Annotated in this window: 23 protein-coding genes; 14 read left to right on the top strand and 9 right to left on the bottom strand. The window is 36.4% G+C overall.

Going from position 1 to position 25,036, the window contains the following annotated elements; all coding sequences use genetic code 11:
• The first annotated feature begins 217 nt into the window (after window positions 1–217).
• Window positions 218–3,640: a M16 family metallopeptidase gene (locus tag QWY78_RS07865; protein WP_290218376.1), complete on the top strand. Its 3,423-nt coding sequence runs from the start codon at window positions 218–220 to the stop codon at window positions 3,638–3,640.
• 67 nt (window positions 3,641–3,707) lie between these two features.
• Here QWY78_RS07865 and QWY78_RS07860 read toward each other — a convergent pair whose 3' ends face one another.
• Complete coding sequence (locus QWY78_RS07860) at window positions 3,708–4,292, bottom strand: DUF3109 family protein (RefSeq protein WP_290218373.1); 585 nt, start codon at window positions 4,290–4,292, stop codon at window positions 3,708–3,710.
• A gap of 8 nt (window positions 4,293–4,300) precedes the next feature.
• Window positions 4,301–5,206 (bottom strand): DUF6427 family protein, encoded by a 906-nt coding sequence (locus QWY78_RS07855; protein ID WP_290218369.1) that lies wholly within the window; start codon window positions 5,204–5,206, stop codon window positions 4,301–4,303.
• Window positions 5,207–5,248: 42 nt separating this feature from the next.
• Between QWY78_RS07855 and QWY78_RS07850 the strand changes: the two genes are divergently transcribed.
• Window positions 5,249–5,485, top strand: coding sequence for a hypothetical protein (locus tag QWY78_RS07850; RefSeq protein WP_290218366.1), 237 nt, complete (start codon window positions 5,249–5,251; stop codon window positions 5,483–5,485).
• Window positions 5,486–5,557: 72 nt separating this feature from the next.
• Here the strand turns inward: QWY78_RS07850 and QWY78_RS07845 are convergent, their stop codons facing one another.
• From QWY78_RS07845 to QWY78_RS07830, 4 genes are all read right to left on the bottom strand, one after another.
• Complete coding sequence (locus QWY78_RS07845) at window positions 5,558–5,992, bottom strand: universal stress protein (protein WP_290218362.1); 435 nt, start codon at window positions 5,990–5,992, stop codon at window positions 5,558–5,560.
• Between the two features lie 58 nt (window positions 5,993–6,050).
• Window positions 6,051–6,656: a fumarylacetoacetate hydrolase family protein gene (locus tag QWY78_RS07840; protein WP_290218359.1), complete on the bottom strand. Its 606-nt coding sequence runs from the start codon at window positions 6,654–6,656 to the stop codon at window positions 6,051–6,053.
• 65 nt (window positions 6,657–6,721) lie between these two features.
• The gene (locus QWY78_RS07835; RefSeq protein ID WP_290218354.1) at window positions 6,722–7,486 is read right to left on the bottom strand and encodes a 3'-5' exonuclease; all 765 of its coding nucleotides are present in this window, start codon (window positions 7,484–7,486) and stop codon (window positions 6,722–6,724) included.
• A 61-nt stretch (window positions 7,487–7,547) separates the two neighbouring features.
• Window positions 7,548–8,264: a CDP-alcohol phosphatidyltransferase family protein gene (locus QWY78_RS07830; protein WP_290218467.1), complete on the bottom strand. Its 717-nt coding sequence runs from the start codon at window positions 8,262–8,264 to the stop codon at window positions 7,548–7,550.
• 118 nt (window positions 8,265–8,382) lie between these two features.
• Here QWY78_RS07830 and QWY78_RS07825 point away from each other — a divergent pair, with 118 nt between their 5' ends.
• From QWY78_RS07825 to QWY78_RS07785, 9 genes are all read left to right on the top strand, one after another.
• Entirely contained in the window at window positions 8,383–10,308 is a 1,926-nt protein-coding gene (locus QWY78_RS07825; RefSeq protein ID WP_290218351.1) for an LTA synthase family protein, read from the top strand.
• Window positions 10,309–10,449: 141 nt separating this feature from the next.
• Window positions 10,450–10,869 (top strand): DUF2147 domain-containing protein, encoded by a 420-nt coding sequence (locus QWY78_RS07820; protein ID WP_290218348.1) that lies wholly within the window; start codon window positions 10,450–10,452, stop codon window positions 10,867–10,869.
• A 115-nt stretch (window positions 10,870–10,984) separates the two neighbouring features.
• On the top strand, window positions 10,985–11,968 hold the full coding sequence (locus tag QWY78_RS07815; protein WP_290218345.1) for a pyruvate dehydrogenase complex E1 component subunit beta: 984 nt from the start codon (window positions 10,985–10,987) through the stop codon (window positions 11,966–11,968).
• Between the two features lie 95 nt (window positions 11,969–12,063).
• Window positions 12,064–14,049: a KUP/HAK/KT family potassium transporter gene (locus tag QWY78_RS07810; protein WP_290218344.1), complete on the top strand. Its 1,986-nt coding sequence runs from the start codon at window positions 12,064–12,066 to the stop codon at window positions 14,047–14,049.
• A gap of 76 nt (window positions 14,050–14,125) precedes the next feature.
• Window positions 14,126–14,599, top strand: a complete 474-nt coding sequence (locus QWY78_RS07805) for a Fur family transcriptional regulator (RefSeq protein ID WP_290218341.1) — start codon at window positions 14,126–14,128, stop codon at window positions 14,597–14,599.
• On the top strand, window positions 14,599–16,335 hold the full coding sequence (locus QWY78_RS07800) for an OstA-like protein (RefSeq protein WP_290218338.1): 1,737 nt from the start codon (window positions 14,599–14,601) through the stop codon (window positions 16,333–16,335). The genes QWY78_RS07805 and QWY78_RS07800 overlap by 1 nt, the downstream gene beginning before the upstream one ends.
• Before the next feature lie 124 nt (window positions 16,336–16,459).
• Window positions 16,460–17,635 (top strand): aspartate aminotransferase family protein, encoded by a 1,176-nt coding sequence (locus tag QWY78_RS07795; RefSeq protein WP_290218334.1) that lies wholly within the window; start codon window positions 16,460–16,462, stop codon window positions 17,633–17,635.
• Between the two features lie 241 nt (window positions 17,636–17,876).
• The gene (locus QWY78_RS07790; RefSeq protein ID WP_290218331.1) at window positions 17,877–18,263 is read left to right on the top strand and encodes an START-like domain-containing protein; all 387 of its coding nucleotides are present in this window, start codon (window positions 17,877–17,879) and stop codon (window positions 18,261–18,263) included.
• Between the two features lie 56 nt (window positions 18,264–18,319).
• Window positions 18,320–19,135 carry an aminotransferase class IV gene (locus tag QWY78_RS07785; RefSeq protein WP_435389060.1) on the top strand — a complete coding sequence of 272 codons (816 nt, stop codon included), beginning with the start codon at window positions 18,320–18,322 and terminating at the stop codon, window positions 19,133–19,135.
• Window positions 19,136–19,380: 245 nt separating this feature from the next.
• Here QWY78_RS07785 and QWY78_RS07780 read toward each other — a convergent pair whose 3' ends face one another.
• On the bottom strand, window positions 19,381–19,929 hold the full coding sequence (locus QWY78_RS07780; RefSeq protein WP_290218326.1) for a YqgE/AlgH family protein: 549 nt from the start codon (window positions 19,927–19,929) through the stop codon (window positions 19,381–19,383).
• Window positions 19,930–19,982: 53 nt separating this feature from the next.
• On the opposite strand from QWY78_RS07780, the gene pdxH reads away from it, so the two are divergent.
• Entirely contained in the window at window positions 19,983–20,627 is a 645-nt protein-coding gene (pdxH, locus tag QWY78_RS07775; RefSeq protein WP_290218324.1) for a pyridoxamine 5'-phosphate oxidase, read from the top strand.
• 44 nt (window positions 20,628–20,671) lie between these two features.
• Here pdxH and QWY78_RS07770 read toward each other — a convergent pair whose 3' ends face one another.
• Entirely contained in the window at window positions 20,672–20,962 is a 291-nt protein-coding gene (locus QWY78_RS07770; protein ID WP_290218321.1) for an HU family DNA-binding protein, read from the bottom strand.
• Between the two features lie 394 nt (window positions 20,963–21,356).
• On the opposite strand from QWY78_RS07770, the gene panD reads away from it, so the two are divergent.
• Window positions 21,357–21,707, top strand: a complete 351-nt coding sequence (gene panD, locus QWY78_RS07765; RefSeq protein WP_290218319.1) for an aspartate 1-decarboxylase — start codon at window positions 21,357–21,359, stop codon at window positions 21,705–21,707.
• 20 nt (window positions 21,708–21,727) lie between these two features.
• Window positions 21,728–22,774, top strand: coding sequence for a lysylphosphatidylglycerol synthase transmembrane domain-containing protein (locus tag QWY78_RS07760; RefSeq protein WP_290218317.1), 1,047 nt, complete (start codon window positions 21,728–21,730; stop codon window positions 22,772–22,774).
• 77 nt (window positions 22,775–22,851) lie between these two features.
• Here the strand turns inward: QWY78_RS07760 and QWY78_RS07755 are convergent, their stop codons facing one another.
• Window positions 22,852–24,870, bottom strand: coding sequence for a M3 family metallopeptidase (locus tag QWY78_RS07755; RefSeq protein ID WP_290218315.1), 2,019 nt, complete (start codon window positions 24,868–24,870; stop codon window positions 22,852–22,854).
• Window positions 24,871–25,036: the final 166 nt, after the last annotated feature.

The raw sequence follows: 25,036 nt of genomic DNA, 5'->3' as shown, positions 1-25,036 counted from the left end.
GGCTTTTATGAGATTGCACATCCATAAAGACCGGAAGAAGAAGAAATTTTCTTTTTTTTAGTAGATTGATACAGTCCTAATAAACATTAAAGTTCAGTGCGCATCAGGATCTTATTTCGCATTCTAATTTTAATTAGGGATCTTTAATTAAAATTAACTAATATTTAACATGGGTTTAAAGAAATAATTTTTATTTTTAGCCCATCAAAAAAGTACTATGAAGAAAATTTTATTAGGGTTCACACTCGTCGTGATGAGCATGGGAACCGTATTTGCGCAAAATATTCCGGTAGACCCTGCGGTAAGAACAGGAACACTATCCAACGGAATGAAGTATTACATCAAAAAAAATACGAAACCAGAAAAGAAAGTTGAATTTCGCTTGGCGATCAATGTGGGTTCTATTTTAGAAGATGATAATCAAAGAGGTCTTGCTCACTTTATGGAGCATATGAACTTCAATGGAACCAAAAACTTTCCCGACAACAAACTCGTTGACTTTTTACAGTCGATCGGTGTTAAATTTGGTCAGCATTTAAATGCCTACACCAGTTTTGATGAAACCGTGTATATGTTACCCGTTCCTCTAGATAAACCAGGAAATCTTGATGCAGGATTAAAAGTGATGGAAGACTGGGCTTTTAACGCGACATTAAGCGATGCTGAAATCAACAAAGAAAGAGGCGTAGTTTTAGAAGAACTTCGGATCGGTTTGGGTCCAGACAAAAGAATGATGGATCAGTATTTACCGAAATATTTATACAAATCGCATTATGCAGACCGTTTACCAATCGGTAAAAAAGAAATTCTAGAAAACTTTAAACCCGATGTGATAAGAAAATTCCATAAAGATTGGTACCGCCCGAACTTAATGGCTTTGGTGGTTGTTGGTGATATTAATGTGGATGAGGTTGAAAAGAAAATTAAAGCCAACTTTAGTTCTTACAAAAACCCAACGAACGAAAGACCAAGACAGAATTTTGATTTACCGAACCACAAAGAAACCTTGGTAGCGATTGAAAGCGATCCCGATGCAACCAATTCCCGTGTGCAGTTCATTATGAAAGATGCTGGTAAATCTCAGCCGGATGTAACCGTGGCGCAGTACAACCAAAGTATGGTAAAAAACTTAGCGGCAACGATGATCAACAACCGTTTGATGGAAATGGTCAACTCAAACAATCCTCCTTTTACCTACGGAGCAGTTTATCACGGCGGAACCTATGCCAGAGGAAAAGAAGCTTTTCAAGGAATGGCTTTAACCAAAGACGGAAAACAACTGGATGGGTTGAAAGTCCTTTTAGAAGAAGTAGAACGTGCGAACAAATTCGGATTTACGGCCGTAGAACTTGAAAGAGCAAAAGCTCAAATCCTTTCTAATTTAGAAAAAACCTATAACAACCGTGATAAGACCGACAGTGAAATGTTGGTGGGCGAGTATGTAAACAGTTTCCTGGAGCAAGAACCTATTCCAGGAATTGCATGGGAATATCAGCAGACCAAAAGTTTCTTACCTTCAGTAAGCTTAGAACAAGTGAACAGCATTGTAAAAAATTATGTAAAAGATGATAGTAAAGTAATCGTAATTACGGGTCCAAAAAAAGACGGTTTGGTGCAACCAACAGAAAACCAGGTTTTGAAGGTGATGGATGAAGTTAAATTGGCCAAGTTAACGCCATACGAAGAAAAAGCGAATATTGCGAATCTGTTGAAGCCCTTCAAATCAACGGGAAAAATAGTTAAAACAGAAACTGATGCTAAATTAGGAACTACGACTTTAACTTTGAATAACGGAGTGAAAGTGACCTACAAGAAAACCGATTTTAAAGAAGATGAAATCGTATTTACGGCCAGAAGTTTAGGGGGAAGCTCTTTGGCTTCTGATGCAGATTTTGTTAAAGCCCAATTCGTTTTTCCTGCACTTGCAGAAGCCGGCGTTAATGGTTTTTCTAAAACCGATATTACCAATTATTTGGCAGGCAAGCAAGTGAGCGTTTCGCCTTTCATCGGTAATTTAACCGAAGGGGTAAATGGTAAAACAACCAATAAAGATCTAGGAACGGCACTGGAATTAATTTACTCTTATTTTACGGGGTTAAATTACGATCCAGCTTCATTCACGGCTTACAAAGATAAACAGTCTGCGATGACCGCAAATATGCTTTCTAATCCGCAGTTCTACTTTTCTAATGAATATTCAAAATTCTTACAGCAAAAAAATCCACGATTTACCAATATTATTCCTTTAACGGAAGATTGGGAAAAAGCAGATTATAAAAAAGCCTACGACATTTATAAAGAAAAATTCGCAAATGCCGGAAACTTCCATTTCTATTTCGTCGGAAATCTCGATGAAAATAAGATGAAGGAGTTTGCAACCCAATATTTAGGAAACCTACCATCTAAAGGAAAAGCAACTTCCTTTAAAGATAGTGGATACCGCCCACTCACCGGAACTTTTAATAAAGTTTACAAAAAAGGGAAGGATCCGAAAAGTTTAGTGGTGATCAGTTTTGCTGGCGAAGCACCTTATAATGAAAAAGATGATTTAGCGTTGAGCGCTCTGGGCGAAGTAGCAACCATTAAAGTGATTGAAAAACTTCGTGAAGACGAAAGTGGAATTTATGGTGGTGGCGCCCGAGGGGGAATGACCAAAGTTCCGTACGGAATGTATCAATTCAGTCTGCAGTTCCCATGTGGACCAGAAAATGTAGATAAATTGACCAAAAGTGCTATTGTAGAGCTCCAGAAATTTATTGATAAAGGTCCGGAACAAAAAGATCTAGATAAATTTAAAGAAGGAGAATTAAATGATGACAGAACCCAACTGAAAGAAAATTCGTATTGGTTAAGCAATCTTGCCAATTACCAGTTAGAAGGTGGTGACCGCTATGAAATCTTGAATTATGAAGCAAAAGTGAAAGCGCTTACCGTAAAAGATCTTCAAAATGTGGCCAAGAAATTTTTAGCGAAAGATAGAATCGTAGCGACCCTGATGCCAGAAGATGGTTGGGAAGCCAGCGTGAAGAAAGAAGAGAAAGTTGTAGCTGCTCCTGCGGCAATTACACCAACAGAAGTTATTAATAATTATATGGCGGCTCTGGGTGGAAAAGCCAAATTGGAAGCGGTGAAATCCATTAAATCAAGTGCAACCATGAACATGGCGGGTATGGAAATTAAAGTGATTGAAAAGAAAATGGGCAACAAATCCAAATCTATCCAAAGTGTGATGGGTCAAGAGTCGGTAACTGTTTTTGATGGGGTAAAAGGCTACGCCATGCAAGGTGGACAAAAGATCGATTTACCGGCTACCGCAACGGATAAAATGAAAGATGCTAAATTATTTAATGCTTTATCAATGACTGCCGCAGATTACACTTCGGTTGAAAAAGGAGCTGTGGATGGTAAAGAAGCGTTCATTCTTTCTGGAAAAGATGGGAAATCCTATTTCGACATCAATTCAGGATTATTGCTGAAATCAACCTCTGCGCAAGGCGATATGACCATAACAGAATACATGACCGTAGACGGAATTAAAGTTCCTAAAACCATGAAAATTTCTGCCATGGGACAAAACATCGATATGGTGGTTACGGAATTTGTTCTAAACAAAGATGTTTCCGACGCTGACTTTAAATAATTAAAATTTATCTAAAAAGTAAATCCGTCTCGTAATTCGCGAGACGGATTTTTTTTGCAAATTATTTTTAAGAACCGTATTCAATTTTCCATTCATCGGCAGCATCACATAATGTTTGGTAAAATTCTTCACCATATTTACGGATTAGTGGCGTTTTTACAAATTTGTAGATGGGAACTTTTAATTCGCGACCCAATGTACAAGCATCACTGCAGATTTCCCATTTATGGTAATTCAAGGCGGTAAAAGTGCGGTATTCATCAACCCGAATAGGATAGAGGTGACAAGAAATCGGTTTCTGCCAATCAACTGCACCATCTTCGTAGGCTTTCTCAATTCCACATTTGGTGATGCCTTTTTCGTCAAAAATCACGTAAGCACATTCTTTGCCCTCAACCATGGGCGTCACAAAATCATTATCGCTGGGATCAATCGCCCAAGTTCCTTGTTTTTCAATGGCTGCTACCCCTTCTGGCCGAAGGTAGGGTTTAACCTGATCGAAAATTCTTTCGAGGATCAAGGTCTCACTTTTATCTAACGGCGCTCCTACATCACCTTCTACACAGCAGGCACCTTTGCATTTACTGAGGTTACATACGAATTCTTCAGAAAAGATATCTTCAGAAATTAATTTATCGTCAATTTGAATCATGTTGTTTATTAAAAGAAATTAAAATAACTAGAGAGTTTAAAAATAAGAAGTGAAATAATGACCAACCATAAACCAAGCTCTTGCAGCCAATATTTTTTAAAAAAACGAAGCATTCTGCTTATAATGATAGAGGATGGTAGCGCCAATAAAAGCAGGTACTCAAAGGTTTTACCCATATATAGAATGATGGTAATAAGCTGTGCCAATGCAAAAACCAGGATAAAAGTATATTTGAATCTGCTGGTCGGACTTTTTTTGTTAAAGTTCATAAAATGATCCCATACCGAATAAATCAAAAACAGGGCTACTGGACTTAGCCACAACAGATGATCTAAATGGGGTTGAATTTTAAACTCATGGAAAGGAAAATAAGCTGGATTCCAGGAGTTCATTCCCAGGAAGTAGGCAATTCCGAAATAAGTAAGCGCAACCAAAGACATCCCGAAAAATAACCTAAAAATGTGTAGTCTGATGTGGTCGGAAGTTCCTATAATATGAAAGATTACGAAAATCGACATCGGCCAGGTGGTCGGCAGGAAGATGAAATTAAGCGCTAAAATTGCACCTACTAAAATATACGAGGAGTTGCGAATGGATCGATCATCATTGGTTAAAAGCAAAAGAATTATAGAATTGGTGAAAAGCGACACGGCGATTCCAATATCCAAATCACCAGGGTATAAGGCGAAAATAAAAATGGTATATAAAAACAAAGGCAAATGCGTATGATAATTCAGTGCAATTGCATTAAAACAGAAGTATCCTAAGGAAACACCGCCAAAAGTAATTATTGCTGAAATCAAACCTAATGTATTGAATTCTAGTAAATTAAAGCTAATTACGATTAAAAGAAGAATCCCAATGTACACCGGAACTGAAAAAATATTGCTTTCTTTTGAAAGTAATCGAAACATTTTTTATAAATTTGTGCAAAGTTAATTTAAAAAAGGAAAATAATGACGTCTTTCTGGTTATTCTTAAGCGACCTCTTTATGTGGTCATACGGATTATTCGATTTTGCAGCGAATGAGCTCAATTGGATTTTGTTTATTGCAGCAGTAGCAATTTTCGGTTATTGGTGTTACGTTTTGGTAAGCACTTTGGGCGGTAACAAAGACAAGGCGTATTTCTCGCCAACGGAAGGTCATCATCCTTATTACGACCCGGCAATTCATAAGAAAGAAAGTAAATAATTGATATCCCGTTTACAATAAAAATCCCGAAGCTGTGTAAGTTTCGGGATTTTCTGTTTTTTTTATTTGTTCTTAATGAATCGGTATTACCAAGACAGGAATTGGCGAACGCCTCGTGAGTTCTTTCGTTAGACTTCCCACAAAAACATCGTACATATTGCTGCGCCCGTGCGAACCCATTACAATATATCCGGCATTTTTAATTTTCGCATATTCCAAAATAATATCGCCGGCAACGCCTTGCTTTAGTAAGTGCTCACAATCTACACCTTGTGCAATGATTCGCTGTTCCAATGAATTTAATTGGGCTAATTCCTGCTTAATTTCATTTTGCTCAACCTCCGGGAAATACTGAAACCCCATATCACCAATCGCAAAACCGATATCAGATGGTGCCACGTGGATCAAACATATTTTTCCGTTGGTTTCTTTCGCAAATTTCAGCGCACCTTCAAGCAATTTGTCGGTCGCTTCTGAAAAATCTACGGGTAAAATAATATTTATCATGATCTTAAATTTTGTTCCTTAAAGTTACTACTATTTACTGACATCGTGAAGAACTAAATTATTGAATTCTCAACTCCAAAACTTTCTGGTCTACTAAGAACGCTTCCAAAATATCATTCTCTTCTATTTTTCCCACGCCTTTGGGAGTTCCGGTAAAGATTAAATCGCCAACCTTCAGCGTAAAGTATTGCGATACAAATGCAATTATTTTTTCTGCCGAGAAAATCATCATCGATGTATTTCCATCTTGAACTTTCTCTTTATTTTTAAGTAAACTAAAGTTGAGGTTTTCTAAATTAAAATCTTCTTTCGAAAAAAAATCAGAGAGAACTGCACTGCCATCAAATCCTTTGGCCAATTCCCAGGGAAGACCTTTTTCCTTTAATTTACTTTGTAAATCTCTGGCGGTGAAATCAATTCCCAAACCAATTTCTTCATAGTGTTTATCGGCATTTTTTTCTAAAATATATTTTCCGCCTTTCGAAATTTTCAGTACGACTTCTAATTCATAGTGAACGTCATCAGAAAATTCTGGAATATAAAAATCGCTTCCTTTCAACACTGCGGTATCGGGTTTCATAAAAATTACGGGACTTTCTGGGATTTCATTTCCCAATTCTTTGGCATGTTCTGCGTAATTTCTGCCGATGCAAATGATTTTCATAGATTTTTTTTAATAATTACAAGTAAAAGCACTTTGTACAACCAACATGGTACATTGTACATCTTTTAAAACTTACTTTTCAACTGAATTCCCGTCAAAACTTTTTTCGTATAAAGCGGAAAATCAGCATTTTGAATCCAGCCGTAATACCCCAAATCTTTCTGAAAAACTTCTTTTACTCTTTGGCCTTTATATTTTCCAAAACTGAAAACTTCTTTTTCATCTTTATCAAAACCAATAAATCCAGCCAAATCTGCAAATTTATGATGCGAAGATATCTCACTTAAACCCGCAATATCATTTGGTAAATCATCATAATGTCCCACCTGAGCATCTAAAACTTCGAAAGTTGCTAGAACGTCTGCCTCTGCGGAATGGGCGTTTTCTAATTCTTTTTTACAGTAAAACTGATAAGCCGCCGTGAGATTCCTAGGTTCCATTTTATGAAAAATTGTTTGCGCATCAACCAATTTGAATTTACTTAAATCGAAATCTAATCCTGCTCTTAAGAGTTCTTCAGCCAAAAGCGGAACATCAAAACGGTTAGAATTAAAACCTCCTAAATCAGTTCCAGCAATCATATCCATTACTTTTGAGGCGATTTCTTTGAAAGTGGGAGCGTCTTTTACTTTTTCATCGGTAATCCCATGAATCGCAGAAGATTCAGCAGGGATAGGCATTCCCGGATTAACCAGCCAGGTTTTGCTTTCGCGAGAAGCATCGGGATTGACTTTCAGAATAGAAATTTCTACGATTCGATCTTTGGCAACTTGAACGCCTGTGGTTTCTAAATCAAAGACACATAGCGGTTTATGGAGTTTTAAATTCATTTTTTGTTTTATTTTTTGTAGAGACAAGTCGCAACTTGTCTGCATTTATTTACAGTTAAAGTTATTTCAATTGTTTTTGAAATAGAATCGAAATTAAAATATAAAAGACAATTACCAGCGGAATTCCCACAATCCCGAAAATGATTAAAATAATAAACCCACCAATCAACAACGCTAATTTTGGATAATTATCTTTAATTTTCATTGATTTAAATTTCAACGCGATCATCTTAATGGGAGAGATTAAAAGCCAAGAACTTAAAATGGTAATTAAAAGTAGAACTACGAGCGTTTCAGAATAAACATTAATAAAATAATATTTTTCGCTGAGCACATAATATAATCCAAAAATTAGAATGGTATTTGATGGTGTATTTAGACCTTTGAAATAATACGTTTGTTCGTCATCTAAATTAAAAATTGCCAATCTTAAACAAGAAAAAACGGTAATCAATAAGCCGATATACTTAAATTCAAATGGTAAATCTATTCCCAGTATTTGATTTCCAAAAGGTTCTAATGCTTTGTACATGGCAATTCCCGGAAGTAAACCAAACGTAACCATATCTGCAAGACTGTCCAATTGCGCGCCCAAATTAGAATCTGTTTTCATCGCTCTTGCTACAAAACCATCTAAAAAATCCAGAATTAATGATACGATGATGCAAATTGCGGTAATTTCATAATTTCCTTTTATCAATTCTATTACACCAATACTCCCAGAAAATAAATTTCCTAAAGTAAAAGCGTTTGCCAGGTTTTTTTGTACAAAATTCATAAGTACAAAAGTAAGGTTTTTATTAAAATTAAGTTCTGGATTTTTACAAACGAATAGCGTTTTAATTAAAGTTCTAAAATAATGTAAATTTGCATCATTAATTTTGAACTTATTATTCATGAAAGAATTTAGATTACAGGAAATTGTTGTTTTGCTTTATCGAATATTCCTGGCCTTTTTTTTCTATCAGATCGCTCGTTTGCTCTTTTGGTTTTTCAATAAAAATTTAATTCCAGTTGACAGTTTTTCAGAATACTTGAATTTAGCCTACCGCGGAATTGCCTTTGATACCACCGCAATTCTCTATGTGAATTCACTTTTTATTTTGCTGAGTTTGATTCCGATCATCATTAATACCAAGAAAACGTTTCAGAAGTTTTTATTCTACCTGTATTTCATTACCAACGGAATTTCATTTGGAATGAATTTTGGCGATTTTGTGTATTTTAAATTTTCGCAGGCACGATTAACCACAGCCGCAATGAATGTTGCGCAGCACGAAAGTAATATTGGTAAGGTTTTTTTAGTATCGATTGCAGAACATCCGATTGTGGTTATTTGGTTTGTGATTTCAATGATTCTTTGGGTTTTGTTTTATAAAAGAGTAAAAGTTTTACCGAGCAAACCAGAAAAATTAATTCCCTATTTTATTTCTTCGATCATAACTTTATGTATAACCGCCTTATTGGTTGTAGGTGGGATAAGAGGTGATTTTAAACATTCTACGAGGCCGATTAATTTGGTCGATGCCAACCGACATGTTACCAAACCGGCGCAAGCAAATGTGGTGCTGAATAGTGTTTTTTCTTTTTTCAGAACGATGAACACCAATAATTTTCAAGAAGTTCATTTTGTAGAGGAAAGTTTTATTAATGAAAATATTCATCCGTATAAATTATACACCCGCCAATTGGTTGAGCCAAAACCGAACGTTGTTATTATCATCCTAGAAAGTTTTAGCAAAGAATACTCGGGTGCTTTTAATAAAAATACCGCGATTAAAGATTTTGTTTCCTATACGCCATTTTTTGACAGTTTGGCTACCCACAGTTTAATTGCGACCAATGCCTTTGCCAATGGGCGACAATCTATTCACGGCATGAGTTCAATTTTAGCTGGAATACCAACTTTAAAAGATGCCTTTACCAGTTCGCCGTTTTCCAATCAGAAAATTCAGTCTATTGTTTCGGTTTCTAATGAAATGGGTTACGATACTTCCTTCTTTCATGGTGCACCAAATGGATCGATGGGCTTTCTGGGTTTCGGAAATATTTTGGGTTTCAAACATTACTACGGTAAAACAGAATATAACAATGATGATGATTTTGATGGAATGTGGGGAATTTGGGACGAGCCATTTTTTCAATACTTTGCGAAAACTTTAAATCAGAAGAAAAGTCCTTTTATGGCCACTTTGTTTTCGGTTTCCTCTCATCATCCTTTTAAAGTTCCGGAAAAGTATCAGGGTAAATTTAAAAAAGGACCACTCGAAATGCATGAACCCATTGGTTATACCGATTTTGCCTTGAAAGAATTCTTCAAAACGGCCCAGAAAATGCCTTGGTTTAACAATACGATTTTTGTTTTTGTAGCCGATCATACCAATCAGGTCGCGTATCGGGAATATGAAAAATCAATGAACCGGTTTGCAGTTCCGATCCTATTTTATTCGCCAAATCCAAAATATAATTTGAAAGGAGAAGTTACAGAACCTGCCCAACAAATGGATATTTATCCTACGCTGGTAGATTTAATGGGGTATAATAAAAAAATCAGAAGTTGGGGTAGAAGTTTGGTTTCAGATAAAAAGGAAGCGTATATGATTATTAATTCTGATTCCATTAATGAACAGTTTATGATTGGGAATTACATCTATTTATTTAATGGAAAAGAAGTAACAGGAATTTATGCAATTGCAGACAAAGGTTTGGAGAAAAACCTCATTAACAAAGAAAAAAATCCCGAAATAGAAAAAGGAATTTTGCTAAGCAAAGCTTGGTATCAGGATTATATGAATCGCGTAATCAATCGGAAGTTGAATTAATTTCACTCTTTTTATTAAACTATTGTTTAATTTTTAAAGCTTTGGCAGCACTTTTGTCTACTATGATATGAATAGTTAAAAATTTGGTGTTTAACTTTTTTTAATTACTTTTATCAAACCAAAAATTAAAACAATTTTAAAATGAAAAAAATACTTTTCAGTTTTGTTGCCTTATTATTCGCAACACTTTCTTATGCCCAAATCGAAGGAAAATGGAAAACCATCGATGATGAAACCGGACAAGCTAAATCTATTGTAGAAATTACCAAAAAATCTGATGGTAAATATTACGGTAAAGTAGTTCAGCTTTTGATTAAGCCAGTAAATCCAAACTGTACCGATTGTAAAGATGATCGCAAAAACAAACCAATCTTAGGAATGGAAGTGATTAGAGGAATGAAAAAAGAGGGTTCTGAATTTACTGGTGGAACCATTACCGACCCGAAAACCGGAAAAACTTACAAATGTAATATTACCCGTGAAGGTGATACATTGAATGTAAGAGGTTACGTTGGTTTCTCATTAATCGGAAGAACTCAAACTTGGCACGCCGTAAAATAGTTTTCCAAATAAAAACTTGATATAAAGCATCTTTTCGAAGATGCTTTTTTAATGGAGTCTATAAGGTAATTTGCGAAAAAATCTTTACTTTTGTACTTTAATTTTTTAATAAATCATGAAAGAATATACTTTTAGAGAAGTGATTGCACAGGCAATGAGTGAAGAAATGCGAAAAGATGAATCCATTTTTTTAATTGGGGAAGAGGTCGCAGAATACAATGGTGCCTACAAAGCTTCTAAAGGAATGCTCGATGAATTCGGCGCCAAGAGAGTGATTGATACCCCAATTGCTGAACTTGGATTCTCTGGAATCGCAATCGGAGCTGCCATGAACGGCAACCGACCAATTGTAGAATATATGACTTTCAACTTTGCTTTGGTAGGAATCGATCAGATTATTAATAATGCAGCCAAAATACGCCAGATGAGTGGTGGACAATGGAGTTGTCCCATCGTTTTCCGTGGTCCAACAGGCTCTGCAGGTCAACTCGGAGCGACCCACTCGCAGGCTTTAGAATCTTGGTTCGCCAATACTCCAGGTTTAAAAGTTGTTGTTCCATCTAATCCTTATGATGCAAAAGGTTTATTAAAAACCGCCATTCAAGATAACGACCCTGTAATTTTCATGGAGTCAGAACAAATGTATGGCGACAAAATGGAAATTCCAGAAGAAGAATACTATATCCCCATCGGAAAAGCCGATATTAAAAGAGCTGGAACCGATGTGACCCTCGTTTCTTTTGGTAAAATTATGAAGATGGCGCTTCAGGCGGCTGAAGATTTAGAAAAAGAAGGAATTTCAGTTGAAGTAATTGATTTAAGAACCGTTCGGCCTTTGGATTACGATACCGTTTTAGAATCGGTTAAGAAAACAAACCGATTGGTAATTTTAGAAGAAGCCTGGCCGCTGGGTTCTATTGCGACAGAGATTACCTATATGGTTCAGCAAAAAGCCTTCGATTATCTTGATGCACCCATTAAGAGAATCACCACGCCAGATGCTCCTGCGCCTTATTCAGCGCCACTTTTTGCAGACTGGTTCCCGAAATTGGAGAAAGTAAAAGAAGAAATTAAAAACGCTTTATACATCAAATCTTAATAGATAAAAACTCTCGAAAGAGAGTTTTTTCATTTATAAATAGTTTCAAATTCCGCCTGAGAATAATTTACCTTTGACGAAATTTTTTATAATTAATGTCACAGACTATTTCATCTCATTTTGATACCAAGAAACTTACCGCAATGGGAGTTTTGGTTTCCCTCGGAATCGTTTTCGGAGACATCGGTACTTCACCGCTTTATGTAATGAAAGCCATTGTGAATGCCCGACATGGCACAGGGAATTTGCCATTTGATGAATACATCGAAGGTGCACTTTCTTGTATCATCTGGACTTTGACCATGCAAACTACTTTTAAATATGTAGTGATCGCTTTGAGAGCCGACAATAAAGGGGAAGGTGGCATTTTATCACTTTACTCTTTGGTGAAGAAACTCAAAAAGAAATGGTTATATGTCGTGGCGATTATTGGCGCTTCCACCTTGGTTGCCGACAGTATTATTACACCATCCTTAACCGTAATGTCTGCCGTAGAAGGACTGAAGATATTTTCGCCTAATACCCCCGTGGTTGCCATTACCATTGTGATTTTAGCAATAGTTTTTATTGTGCAACAATTCGGTACCGCGTCCATCGGTAAACTCTTTGGCCCAGTGATGGTTCTCTGGTTCTTGGTTTTAGGGATTTTTGGCTCAATTCACATTGTAGATCATGTCGAAATTTTAAAATCATTTAATCCCTATTACGCTTACCAGTTGATTACCCATTCACCCAGTGCAATTGTCATTATGGGGGCGGTTTTCCTATGTACAACTGGTGCAGAAGCCCTATATTCTGATTTGGGACATTGTGGTAAACAAAATATCCGTGTGAGTTGGATTTTTGTAAAAATCATGTTAATTTTAAATTATCTGGGTCAAGGAGCCTGGTTGCTCGATAATGAGCTAAGTGTTTCACAAGGAATCAATCCAATTTTTGGAATTATGCCGGAATGGGCAATTCTACCCGGTGTCATTTTAGCTACGGCAGCTGCTATTATTGCAAGTCAGTCGGTGATTACAGGTTCATTTACCATGTTCTCAGAGGCCATGTCGGTGAGCTTCTGGCCAAATCAACAAATAGATTACCCTTCGGGAGTGAAAGGTCAGATGTATATTCCAAGAATTAACTGGGGTTTAATGTTTCTCTGTTTCATCGTCGTCATTTATTTCCAAAAATCAGAAGCCATGGAAGCGGCCTATGGTTTAACAATCACCATCACGATGTTAATGACCACTACGTTATTATTCTTTTGGTTGAGTAGAAACAAAGCCACCCGAGTTTTTGCCCTTGGATTTGTAGCGGTTTATCTTTTCATCGAATTAGGATTTTTCTATGCGAATGTCATCAAGTTTTTTGATGGTGGTTGGCTGACAATGGTCCTTGGCGGTTTTATCGCAGTCTGTATGTACGCTTGGTATAATGGTCGATTGATCAAAGGAAAGTTCCTGAAATTCGTGAAGCTCGACAAATATGTGCCTGTCATCAAAGAACTAAAACTTGATGAAACCATTCCGAAATACGCAACCAATCTTGCTTTCTTAAGCCGCTCCAAAAGACAGGATGAAGTGGAAGCCAAGATCATTTATTCCATTATCAGAAAACAACCCAAAAGAGCAGATCACTATTTTATTCTTAATATCACCAATCAGGAAGATCCTTATACCTTTAATTATACCATTGATGAAATAATGCCCGGCACTATTTACCGAATTAATTTCATGCTCGGTTTTAAAATAGACCGAAGAATAAATGATTATTTTGATCAGGTCTTACAAGATATGATGGAAGAAGGAAGTATTCCGAATCGAAGCAGTCATCCTTCTCTACGGCATTATAATGTACCACCAGATTTAAAATATGTGATTATTGATAACACTTACATCAATGATACTTTGTTGACGGTCAAAGAAAAAATCACGTTGAATATTTACAATTTTGTTAAATATATCGGGAGTGATGATTTCAAAGCCTGGGGAATTTCAGCACATAATGTGGTGGTAGAATCCGCGCCTTTGTTGGATCAAAAAAGCAATAGCGATAAAATTCGGCAGGTTAATTTTCATCGGTATGATTCCTAGATGAGTGTGGAGTGAAGAAACGACCGTGAACCAGCATTAAGAAAAAATTCGGTAAATTTGCATATAATTATTTTTAATGGACGCTAAACAAAAGGAACTCAATATTTCAACCATCAAGGAGGTTTTAAGACAATATCTTCAGCAGAAAGGCTTTCGAAATACGCCAGAACGCTACACGATTTTAGAAGAAATCTACAATATGGAGCATCACTTCAATGTAGATGATCTCTATCTTTTGATGATGCAGAAAAAATACCACGTTTCCAAAGCGACCATTTACAATACCATCGAAATTTTTTTAGATGCAGGCCTTATTAGAAAACACCAGTTTGGTGAAAAAACCCTAACGTCTTCCTCTTACGAAAAGTCTTATTTTGACAAACAACACGATCATTTGGTGCTTTATAAAACCGATTCTGATAAAGAAATTCAGGAAATTATCGAGTTTTGTGATCCCCGAATTCAAGGAATAAAAGAGTCTATTGAAGCAGCATTTGGCGTAAATATTGATTCGCATTCACTTTATTTTTACGGAACCAAAAAGGATTAATGAAAAAACTTCTTGTTTTTTTTCTTCTCGTCAGTGCCCATGTTTTTGCGCAGATCAATACCCAACCGAAGCAGGATTTGGTGAAAGATCCTTTTTTTAATACCCCACAAAAAAACGCACCCGCTGAAAAAGTAAAATTAATTCACTCCGATTTTTTTCAAAAAGTTATCGATAAATACCAAGGCAATCCTTACTTCTCTGGCAATGTACAATTCGCCCACCAAGGATCGGTCTTAACTGCAGATGAGGTTATTTTTTACCAAGAACAAAATTTTGTAAAAGCCATTGGTAATGTGAAACTGCAAAATGCCGACGGCTCCGTAATTACCTCCGGTGAAATGGAATACGACGGAAATACCCAAAAAGGAATCGCCCGAAAAAAAGTTTTATTAATAGATCCTGGCCAGACCATCGAAACAGAAACACTGTATTATGATCGAATTTCCAATAAAGCCTATTTCAACACGGGCGGAACCATCACCAAAGATGGAAACGTAATGTACACCAAATCTGCAACCTATGACTTAAACAGCAGATTAATTGATTTCACTGGAAATGTAAAAATTGATAATGCAGACTATACCGTTGAAGGCGTGAATATCGTCCAAAATCAAAACAATAACACAGCAACCTTTAATGGAGCCACCACCATTACCAACAAAAAAAATCCAGCCAATTTAATTTATACCGAAAAGGGAACCTATAATATGAACTCCAAGGAAGTCTATTTAAAGAAAAATTCCCGGATTCATTACAACGGAAAAATCCTAACTGGTGATGATTTGTATTTCAATCAGCTATCGGGTTTTGGAACCGGAAAAGGAAATGTTACTTTACGAGATCCCCTGGAAAAACGCTATATGAAAGGTGGTTACGGCGAAATCTACGAGAAGAAAGATTCCGCAATGATGACGGATAAACCCTACGCCGTTAAAATTTTAGAAAAAGATTCCATGTATTTTTCTGCCGATCGAATCTTAGCGTACCAAAAGGTCGATGAAATTAATCCACTCAAGAAAAAAAGTTTCCTTCGTGCCTACCGAAAAGCCAGAATGTTCAAATCAAACATTCAGCTCAGAGCCGATTCCTTGCGTTTTAATGAAACCGATGGAATCATGCATCTCAACGGAAAGCCCATCGCTTGGAGCGGAGAAAAACAAGTAACAGGCGATAAAATAGAAGCCTATTTCGATACCGAAAATGAGTACATCGACTCCTTGCGCGTCATCGGAAATGCGTTTGCCATTTCCAAAGCAGATTCCCTAAATTTAAAAGACGAGTTTAACCAAGTCAAAGGCAAGCTGATGACGGTGTATTATAAAAATAACGAGATAACCCTGGCAAAAGTAATCGGCAACGCACAGGCAATTACCTACGCAGACGATCAAAACGAAAAAACCAAAGAAGTAGAGCGAATCGGCGTTTCACTTTCCACTTGCGGTACAATCGAGGCCGAATTTGAAGGGCGTAAAGTGCAGATTATTTCCTGTAATATTGGCGCAAATACCGAGATTTATCCCATGAGTTTAATCTCACGCGAACAACGATTCTTTCCCGACTTTAATTGGAATACCAAAGATCGACTGCGAACCTGGCAGGATATTTTTGTAGAATCACCCGACTACGAAGAAACAAAATATGAAGCAGATGATGCTCTTTATAATGCCGCTCAGAAAGTAATTGACGAGCAAAAAGCCAAAGAAGAAGCCAAGAAACCGAAAAGGGTTCGGAAATAAATTTTTTATTTGGGCGCCTTAATCCATCCTCCGTTCCCGCTTTTTTTCTTCCACGATGTTCCAGAAAAAAGAGCTCCACTCAGGCTGGGGCGCAACGGGGAGTTTTTAATTTAATTTTGATTTTATGCAAACAGATTTTTTTAAATACCAAGCACAAACCACCCAATTTGCTGCCGGTTTTGAAGTTGAAAAAGCATCGGGCTCCTATATCTACGGCAAAAACGGTCAGAAATATCTGGATTTTGTAGCCGGAGTTTCGGCCAATACTTTAGGACACTCACATCCCAAAATTGTAGAAGCCATTAAAACACAAGCGGAAAAATACCTGCATGTGATGGTTTACGGCGAATATGCGCAAGAAATGCCCGTAAAATTATGCCGGCTTTTAGCCGAAGCAACCGCCGAACCTTTAGAAATGACCTATCTCGTGAACTCTGGTGCAGAGGCGATTGACGGCGCTTTAAAATTAGCAAAACGTTATACCGGTCGCGAAGAGATTATTTCCATGACCAATTCTTACCACGGAAATACACATGGTGCTTTATCGGTTTCTGGGAATGAATACCACAAGCGTGAGTTTCGGCCGCTTTTACCGATGGTGGGTTTTATTGAGTTTAATAATCAACAGGATTTTTCTAAGATCACCGAAAAAACAGCTTGCGTTTTAGCAGAAACCATTCAGGGAGCAGCGGGATTTTTAGTTCCAGATTCTGACTATTTTTGTAATTTAAAGAAAAGGTGTGAAGAAGTCGGAGCCTTATTAATTTTAGATGAAATACAACCGGGATTTGGTCGTACAGGAAAACTCTTCGCGTTCGAGCATTTTGGAATGGTTCCCGATATTTTGGTCATGGGAAAAGGAATGGGCGGCGGTGTGCCCGTTGGTGCATTTATGAGTTCCAAAACAATCATGCACAGTCTTTCACATTCACCTAAGTTGGGTCACATTACGACATTCGGAGGAAATCCCTTGATTGCGGCGGCGAGTTATGCCACTTTGCAAGAAGTGATTGATAGTGGTTTGATGGCGCAGATTCAGGAGAAGGAAAATTTATTCCGTGAGTTACTGGTTCATCCGAAAATTATAAACGTCAACGGTAAAGGTTTGATGTTGGCGGTAAATCTGGGTTCACCCGATTATACCTTGCAGGTTGCCAAGCGCTGCATGGAAAAAGGTCTCATTGTTTTCTGGCAGTTGTACCGAAATGAGTATTTAAGAATTTCGCCACCGCTTACCATTTCGCCCGATGAAATTAGAGAAGGTTGCGCCATCATTTTAGAGGTGTTGAACGGCCATTAAAAATCTTGAAAATAGAAAATAAATTTTATTTTAGCCCTGATGGGAACGGCATCCCGCGATGATATATGTCATGATTTTGGCGAGGGATTTATATCATCGCGGATATAGTGGACAGCGGGACGGGTTTTGTGTAATTGCTGTTCCTTTGTTGCTCCTAAGAAGCAATAAGTATTTCGTGAAATATGTTGCGTATATTAGAAATTAATTTATATATTGCGAGACATTAAAAAAAGGTAATAATATGGCGAAAACGAAAGTGCAATACGAATTTCCAATGCACTGTCAGTCAGAGATTTTGTATGAATATATGGCGAGCGCAGAGGGACTTTCTGAGTGGTTTGCAGATGATGTGGTGGAAAAAGGAGACGACTTTTATTTCAGTTGGAGCAACGGACCCGAAGAGAAAGCAACGTTGATTCGGTATAAACCGGAAAGTTTTGTGCGTTTTCGTTGGGAAGAAGATGAAGGAACCAAGAATTATTTTGAAATGACCATCGTTATTGATGATATTACCGATGATTTGGCGCTGAATGTGACCGACTTTTGTGACAGTGGCGATGAAGAAGAAAATCGCTTGTATTGGGAAAATTTAATCGAAAATTTAAAATTAAAATTAGGCGCATCCTAATTTTTTTAATCTAAATATAAAGATGAACGATTTATCGTTCATTTTTTATTGCTAAAATGCTGACTATTGTGAAACGATCTTTTGCTTCTGAGGATTTTCAACCTCAAAACCGTGCTTTTTTATATGGTGATGCGGTTCAAGTTTCTTTTTTTATCCGCAATGCTCACTTGATTATGGCGGAAGAGTGTTATTTTTATTTAATGGCCTCGATGCGCAAAATGAGAATGGCAATTCCACTTTCTTACACCTTGGAATTTTTTCAGAATTTGTTTGCTGAAAAAGTGATACAGGAAGATGTTCAAAACGGAATTATACAGTTCTTTGTCTATCGAAATACCGATGAAAATTCTTTGTCCAAAAGTGGCATTTCTTTTTATTTCGAAGTAGATTTGATTGATGATATTTTGCAAATACAACAAGATTTTGAAATCGATTTAATCAAGGAGATTAATGTTAATACGCATGTTTTAAGCGGAATTCATGTGCATTCTCCGGAAAATATTTATGCAGAAATTTACGCGAAAGAAAATGATTTAGACGACGTTATATTCTTAAATCCCAACAAGAGAATTGCCCGAAGTATTTACGGAAATCTATTATTCTTGGAAGGGAAAACGATTAAGATTCCTAAGACGAGCGAAGGCGCTTATATTTCGCCGCTTCTAGAGAATTTCATAAACTTTGTTCATAAAAATAACTTAGCCCAAATTCAAGAAACCGAAATGATTGCATTTGAATCGCAGAAAGCAGCGGAAGTTTTGATGATTTCGGATCTAAAAGGAATTTTTTCAGTCACTAAAATTCGCAACAAAAATTTTGAAAGTGCGCGTTTTTCAGAAATGATTGCGCAGTGGCGCAGTGCTTTTGGCTAGAATTGACAAACCCAGTTAGCAACCTTAAAAGAAAGTCAGTAACCGGGTTTTTAGATTTTAATTAAAGTTATAACGCTAAATTTTTTTATAAATTATGCAGTGAATATTAAAGTTTTGTTAAAATTTTGATTGGGGTGGCGCGAGCGAAGCGAGCGCCAAAAAGAATGAAAGTTACTTTTTAAAAGTTCTTTAATTTTTGGTGTTGCAAAGGTGAATTTTACCTAAAACTTATTTGGTTTTTCACCTTAATTCATCGAAACGTCTTCCGGAGCATTGGCCCACAAAAGATATTCTCCACCTAAATTCTGCATGATGTTTTTCCACAATCCGTGATCGTTTGGCGAGGTATAATCTAAATTATAAACATCAACCGGCGTCCACATTTTCCGAAGAATTTCACCTTCTAATTGCTGAGCAGACCAACCTGAATAACCAGAAAATACTTTCACATCATTGATTGAAATTTGATGATCTAGAATAGAAGCAACAATGTTTTCTATATCCTCAGTAAGATAATATTCTTCATTTATTGCTAAATAATCAGCAGTAATTTTCTTGCCTTTGCAAATGAAAAATGTTTTATCATTTTCCACCGGTCCGCCTTCATATACAGCCACTTGGAAGCCGAAAATCTCCAGCAACCGAGAACTCATATTCTCATTTTTCTTATTGAGAATTAAGCCAAAAGCACCGTGCTCATTATGATCCACTATTAATACTACCGATCGAGAAAATATATCACCCGAAATATCGGGAGTGGAAATTAAAATTTTACCTTTGTAAGAATAATTCATTTGGTAGGTCGGGTTACATTAAAAAACCTTTGACCAAAAGTAATAAAAATTTAATGGAAAACCTGCACGACAAAAGAAAAATCTATAACCAAGCGGAACTTTTGGAAAGCCAAATCAAAGAAAATCCCATGGAACAATTTCGGGATTGGTTTTTAGAAGCTGAACAAAGTTCACAGATTTCCGAAGCAAACGCAATGGCGATTTCTACCCTTGAGAATGATGGCTGCCCACGAACCAGAATGGTTTTGCTAAAATCATACACCTGGGAAGGTTTTATTTTTTACACCAATTACGAGAGCAGAAAAGGGAAAGCCATCGAAAATAATCATAAAGCATGTCTTCATTTTTTCTGGCCGAATTTAGAACGCCAAATTATCATTAAGGCAGATTTAGAGAAATTGGCTGAAAATTTAAGCGATGGTTATTTTCATTCCCGCCCGAAAGGGAGTCAGTTGGGTGCAGCAGTTTCGCCACAAAGTCAGGTAATTCCGAATCGGCAATTTTTGGAAGAAAAGCTTCGGGATTTAGAAAAAGAATTTGAAAATAGAGAGGTTCCGCGTCCGGATCATTGGGGTGGTTATCTGGCTAAGCCCTACGAAATCGAATTCTGGCAAGGTCGACCTAATCGCTTACACGACAGGATTATCTACCAATTACAGGAAGATTACGATTGGCAAATTTCCCGGTTGGCGCCATAAAAAAAGTCCCGAATGATCGGGACTTCTGTATGATAATCAATAGATTATTTTTTCTTACCACCCATTACAGCATCTGCTAAATCAGAACCTGCTTTGAATTTTGCTACTGTTTTTGCAGCAATTTTGATTGGTTTTTTAGTTGCTGGGTTGATCCCTTGTCTTGCAGCTCTTTCAGCTACAGAGAAGGTTCCGAAACCTACTAAAGAAACTTTACCATCTTTCTTTTTTAAAGTATTGGTAACATTAGAAATAAAAGATTCAAGAGCAGCTTTTGCTGCAACTTTTGTAATGTTCGCATCTTTTGCGATAGCGTCGATTAATTCAGACTTGTTCATAATATTTATTAATTAAGGTTAGTTCTATTGTTAAAGCAAATATAAAACATTTTTCATATTGAGCAAATTTTTTGCAAATATTTAATCAATATTCAATGAATTTATTCAAATATAATGAAAATTATAATCTTAGACCAAGCGATTAATCATTGTTTGCAGCTTTTATTTTCTTACCAAACGCAATACATATCGTGAGTTAATAGAAAATCTAGCATGATACTTGTAATTGCGAATTATTGAATTTCACTCTTAATCTAAGTCAGTAATTCTTTATTATTGAAATAAAACGATTTTTCAACCCTGTTTTTTAATTATTCTTTAACTTCCCAGCAAATATTAATGATATGTTCAAAATTTATTTCACTGCTTTAATTAAAATAATTAAATTTGCGCCATGCTAATTGAAATTTTTAAATCGAAGATACACCGCGTCCGTGTTACCGAATCCGACCTTAATTATATAGGCAGCATCACTATTGATGAAGATTTATTGGAGGCTTCGGGCATTATCGTGGGTGAAAGAGTTTATATTGTGAATGTTAATAACGGCGAACGTTTCGATACCTATGCAATCAAAGGTAAAAGAAAATCAGGCGAAATTTGTTTGAATGGACCTGCCGCCAGAAGGGTGCAAAAAAATGATATTATTATCATTATGTCTTATGCTCAAATGACTCCCGAAGAAGCCAAAACATTTCAGCCAAAGATTATTTTCCCCAATGAGCAAACAAATCTTCTTACTTAATTCCTAAATATTTTCTGATTTTGGAACAGACCAAAAAACCGAATTCTCTTAAAACCTTTTTAACCATTGCAATTTCTCTGGCAATTGCCGCATTTTTTATGTGGTTAGCATTAAAGGGGATGGAGTTTAAAAAAATTGCCGGCTATTTTGCGAAAGCAAATTATCTTTGGGTATTTGTTGCTTCCATTTTTGGAGTGCTAGCATATTGGTTTCGAGCCATTCGCTGGAATCTTTTATTAGAGCCAATGGGCTATCAAATTTCGAATTCTAATTCTTTCTGGACCATTTCTTTTGGTTATTTAATGAATTTAACCATTCCGCGAAGCGGCGAATTGGCACGAGCAACAGCTTTATTTGGCGTTGAAAAAGTTCCGGTTGAAAAATCTTTTGGAACCATCATTTTAGAAAGAGTGGTAGATTTGATTTGCATGGTTGGTTTTCTAGGTCTTACTTTAATTTTTAAGTACAAAGCCTTCATTGCTTTCTATTCTTATATGACCGAAGAAAAAGGAAAGACCGAAACTTCAGGTTCAAATTCAAACCTTTATCTGTTTTTAGGGATTTTCATCGCTTTCGTAATTTTGCTTTTCATCTTTAGAAAAAAGTTAGAGCAGTTTGCAATCTATCAGAAAGTACTTCATTTGGGCAAAGGAATTTTCCATGGCCTTACATCGATCTTTAAATTAAAGCAGAAAGGAAAATTCTTATTTTATAGCATTGCCATTTGGGCATGTTACTATTTCGCAGCATATTTGGTCTGTTTTGCCTTGCCAGAAACGTCTAATTTTACTTTTGCAGATGGTTTCTTCATCATCGTGGTAGGAACTCTAGGGATGATGGTGCCGGCATCTGGTGGTATTGGCGCTTTTCATTTGGCCTTGAAATTTGGAATCATGGCCTTATTTCTTTCGCAGGGAAAAGATCCCGCAGAAGGAGGCGAAGTTGGCTTGTCTTACGCTTTTATCTCGCACACCATGCAATTGGTAATCATGTTGGTGATGGGCGCAATTTCAATTCCTATGTTGGCAAAAGCAAGAAATGCCGCGGTGAAGAATCAGAAAATCTAATTAAAAATCTTTTCATAAAAAAAAGGGTTTATTAAATTAGTAAACCCTTTTTTATTCTTATTAATGAGCCTTTTGCTTTAAACTCCAAACGCTCTTTTCAATAAACTTTCTACCTTGGGTTCGCTTCCTCGGAAGTTTTTGTACAGCTCCATCGGATCTTTTGTACCTCCTGCAGAAAGCAAGATTTTATATTTTGCCGCAATTTCTGGATTGAATATTCCGTTTTCTTTAAAATATTGAAAAGCATCTGCATCTAAAACTTCTGCCCATTTGTACGAGTAATATCCCGCCGAATAACCACCCTGGAAAATATGGGAAAAACTCGTACTCATCACCGTTTCAGGATTGCTCGGATACAGATTGGTTGCTTGTGTCTCTGCCACTTCAAAGGTTTTTATATCACCTACTTTTTCCGGTTGTGTATGATAGCCCATATCTAAAATTCCAAATCCGATTTGTCTTAACGTTTGATAACCTTCCATGAAATTTTTGGAATCTGAAATTTTATCAATTTTTTCATTCGGTAAAACCTCGCCGGTTTGATAATGCTTTGCGAAGGTTTTTAAAAAATCAGGTTCATAACAATAGTTTTCTAAAAACTGCGAGGGAAGTTCTACAAAATCCCACTTCACCGAAGTTCCCGAAAGATTCGGATAAGTAGTATTCGCCAAAACACCGTGCAAAGCGTGGCCGAATTCATGGAAAAGCGTCGTCACTTCCTGAAATGTCAATAAACTTGGCGTATTAGAAGTCGGTTTCGAAAAATTACAAACCACCGAAATATGCGGTCGGTTATTCTGCGCATTTTTAATGGATTGACTTTTAAAACTCGTCATCCAGGCGCCGGCTCTTTTACCTTTTCTTGGGAAATAATCAGCGTAGAGTAGGGCTTTGAATTTTCCGTCTTCGAAGATCTCATATGTTTTTACTTCATCGTGATATTTCTGGATTTCAGTCGTCTCTTTAAATTCTAAACCAAAGAGTGTTTTTGCCAAACCGAAAACAGCCTCCTGCACTTTCTCTAACTGAAAATAAGGTTTTAGCTCTTGATCATCGATATCGAATTTTTGCTTGCGTAATTTTTCAGCATAGAAAGTATGATCATAACTTTCCATTTCTTCGATTCCGTCTGCTTTTGCAAGTTTTTTTAATTCTTCGATTTCTTTTTCCGCGAAAGGTTTTGCCTTTTCTAAAAGTTCATTTAAAAATGATTGTACTTTTGCCGGAGATTTAGCCATTCTTTCTTCTAAAACATATTCTGCATAATTTTCGTAGCCTAAAAGTTTTGCTTTTTCCTGTTTCAGAGCAATAATATCTTTAATTAAATGCTGATTATCGAATTCATTATTTTGAAAGGATTTTTTACCGTTTGCTAAAGCGAGTTCTTTACGCAATTCCCGGTTTTCAGCGTAGGTCATCAGCGGAAGAAAGCTAGGATATTGCAAAGTTATAACGAAACCGTCCAGATTTCTCTCTTTGGCTTCTTCGCGATATTGTTGTAAAATCGCTTCTGGGATGCCAGCCAATTCTTTTTCGTTGGTGATGTGTTTAAAATAATTATTTGTTTCCGCCAAAACGTTTTGTCCAAATTGTAAAGATTTTTTCGAAAGTTCGATACTGATATTTTTAAATTTTTCTTTTTCAGCATCGTTTAACAAGGCGCCACTTCTTACAAAACCTTTATAAGTTTCTTTTAAAAGCATCTGCTGCTCTTCGTTTAAATCATATTTCTCTGCTTCGTCAAATACTTTTTTAATTCTTTCAAAAAGGGGTAAATTTTGAGAAATCTTCGCTGAAAACTCCGTCAAAAGTGGTGAAACTTCCTGGGCGATTTTCTGAATTTCGTCGTTGGTTTCAGCAGAATTCAAATTAAAGAAAATACCGGAAACCAGTTCCAATTGCTCCCCTGAAAAAGCCAAAGCCTCAATGGTATTTTCAAAATTGGGTTCGCTTTTATCAGTTACGATTTCGTCGATTTCGTTTTCAGAAATTGTTATGAGCTCCTGAAAAGCGGGAAGAAAATAATCCTCTTTAATTTCGGTGAATGGCGCAGATTGATATTTTGTTGTAAATGTTTGTAATAAGGGATTTTGCATGTTAAAAATTATATTTATCAAATTTACGAAAAATTAAAATTTTTGGCTTTTATTAATAGAAAAACCTGTTGTGCATTTAGCATAAATTAATTTTTGTTTTATTTATACTTCTTTTAAAAACGAAAAAATTCAGATACTGTATCATTGTAAAGGAAGTGATTTTAGA

The organism is Kaistella yonginensis (genome assembly GCF_030409525.1).
GTDB lineage: Bacteria > Bacteroidota > Bacteroidia > Flavobacteriales > Weeksellaceae > Kaistella > Kaistella yonginensis.
Note: the sequence above shows the minus strand (reverse complement) of the source record. Positions and strands in the feature narration are given on the sequence as shown.

Bases quoted from the DNA above. Each gene is read 5' to 3' on its own strand.
- QWY78_RS07850 (WP_290218366.1), top strand. From the start codon at position 5,249: ATGACGTCTTTCTGGTTATTCTTAAGCGACCTCTTTATGTGGTCATAC.
- panD (WP_290218319.1), top strand. From the start codon at position 21,357: ATGCTAATTGAAATTTTTAAATCGAAGATACACCGCGTCCGTGTTACC.
- QWY78_RS07785 (WP_435389060.1), top strand. From the start codon at position 18,320: ATGCTGACTATTGTGAAACGATCTTTTGCTTCTGAGGATTTTCAACCT.
- QWY78_RS07790 (WP_290218331.1), top strand. From the start codon at position 17,877: ATGGCGAAAACGAAAGTGCAATACGAATTTCCAATGCACTGTCAGTCA.
- QWY78_RS07825 (WP_290218351.1), top strand. From the start codon at position 8,383: ATGAAAGAATTTAGATTACAGGAAATTGTTGTTTTGCTTTATCGAATA.
- QWY78_RS07780 (WP_290218326.1), bottom strand. From the start codon at position 19,929: ATGAATTATTCTTACAAAGGTAAAATTTTAATTTCCACTCCCGATATT.
- QWY78_RS07815 (WP_290218345.1), top strand. From the start codon at position 10,985: ATGAAAGAATATACTTTTAGAGAAGTGATTGCACAGGCAATGAGTGAA.
- QWY78_RS07805 (WP_290218341.1), top strand. From the start codon at position 14,126: ATGGACGCTAAACAAAAGGAACTCAATATTTCAACCATCAAGGAGGTT.
- QWY78_RS07800 (WP_290218338.1), top strand. From the start codon at position 14,599: ATGAAAAAACTTCTTGTTTTTTTTCTTCTCGTCAGTGCCCATGTTTTT.
- QWY78_RS07770 (WP_290218321.1), bottom strand. From the start codon at position 20,962: ATGAACAAGTCTGAATTAATCGACGCTATCGCAAAAGATGCGAACATT.
- QWY78_RS07755 (WP_290218315.1), bottom strand. From the start codon at position 24,870: ATGCAAAATCCCTTATTACAAACATTTACAACAAAATATCAATCTGCG.
- QWY78_RS07795 (WP_290218334.1), top strand. From the start codon at position 16,460: ATGCAAACAGATTTTTTTAAATACCAAGCACAAACCACCCAATTTGCT.
- QWY78_RS07865 (WP_290218376.1), top strand. From the start codon at position 218: ATGAAGAAAATTTTATTAGGGTTCACACTCGTCGTGATGAGCATGGGA.
- QWY78_RS07835 (WP_290218354.1), bottom strand. From the start codon at position 7,486: ATGAATTTAAAACTCCATAAACCGCTATGTGTCTTTGATTTAGAAACC.
- QWY78_RS07820 (WP_290218348.1), top strand. From the start codon at position 10,450: ATGAAAAAAATACTTTTCAGTTTTGTTGCCTTATTATTCGCAACACTT.
- QWY78_RS07810 (WP_290218344.1), top strand. From the start codon at position 12,064: ATGTCACAGACTATTTCATCTCATTTTGATACCAAGAAACTTACCGCA.
- QWY78_RS07845 (WP_290218362.1), bottom strand. From the start codon at position 5,992: ATGATAAATATTATTTTACCCGTAGATTTTTCAGAAGCGACCGACAAA.
- QWY78_RS07840 (WP_290218359.1), bottom strand. From the start codon at position 6,656: ATGAAAATCATTTGCATCGGCAGAAATTACGCAGAACATGCCAAAGAA.
- QWY78_RS07855 (WP_290218369.1), bottom strand. From the start codon at position 5,206: ATGTTTCGATTACTTTCAAAAGAAAGCAATATTTTTTCAGTTCCGGTG.
- QWY78_RS07860 (WP_290218373.1), bottom strand. From the start codon at position 4,292: ATGATTCAAATTGACGATAAATTAATTTCTGAAGATATCTTTTCTGAA.
- pdxH (WP_290218324.1), top strand. From the start codon at position 19,983: ATGGAAAACCTGCACGACAAAAGAAAAATCTATAACCAAGCGGAACTT.
- QWY78_RS07830 (WP_290218467.1), bottom strand. From the start codon at position 8,264: ATGAATTTTGTACAAAAAAACCTGGCAAACGCTTTTACTTTAGGAAAT.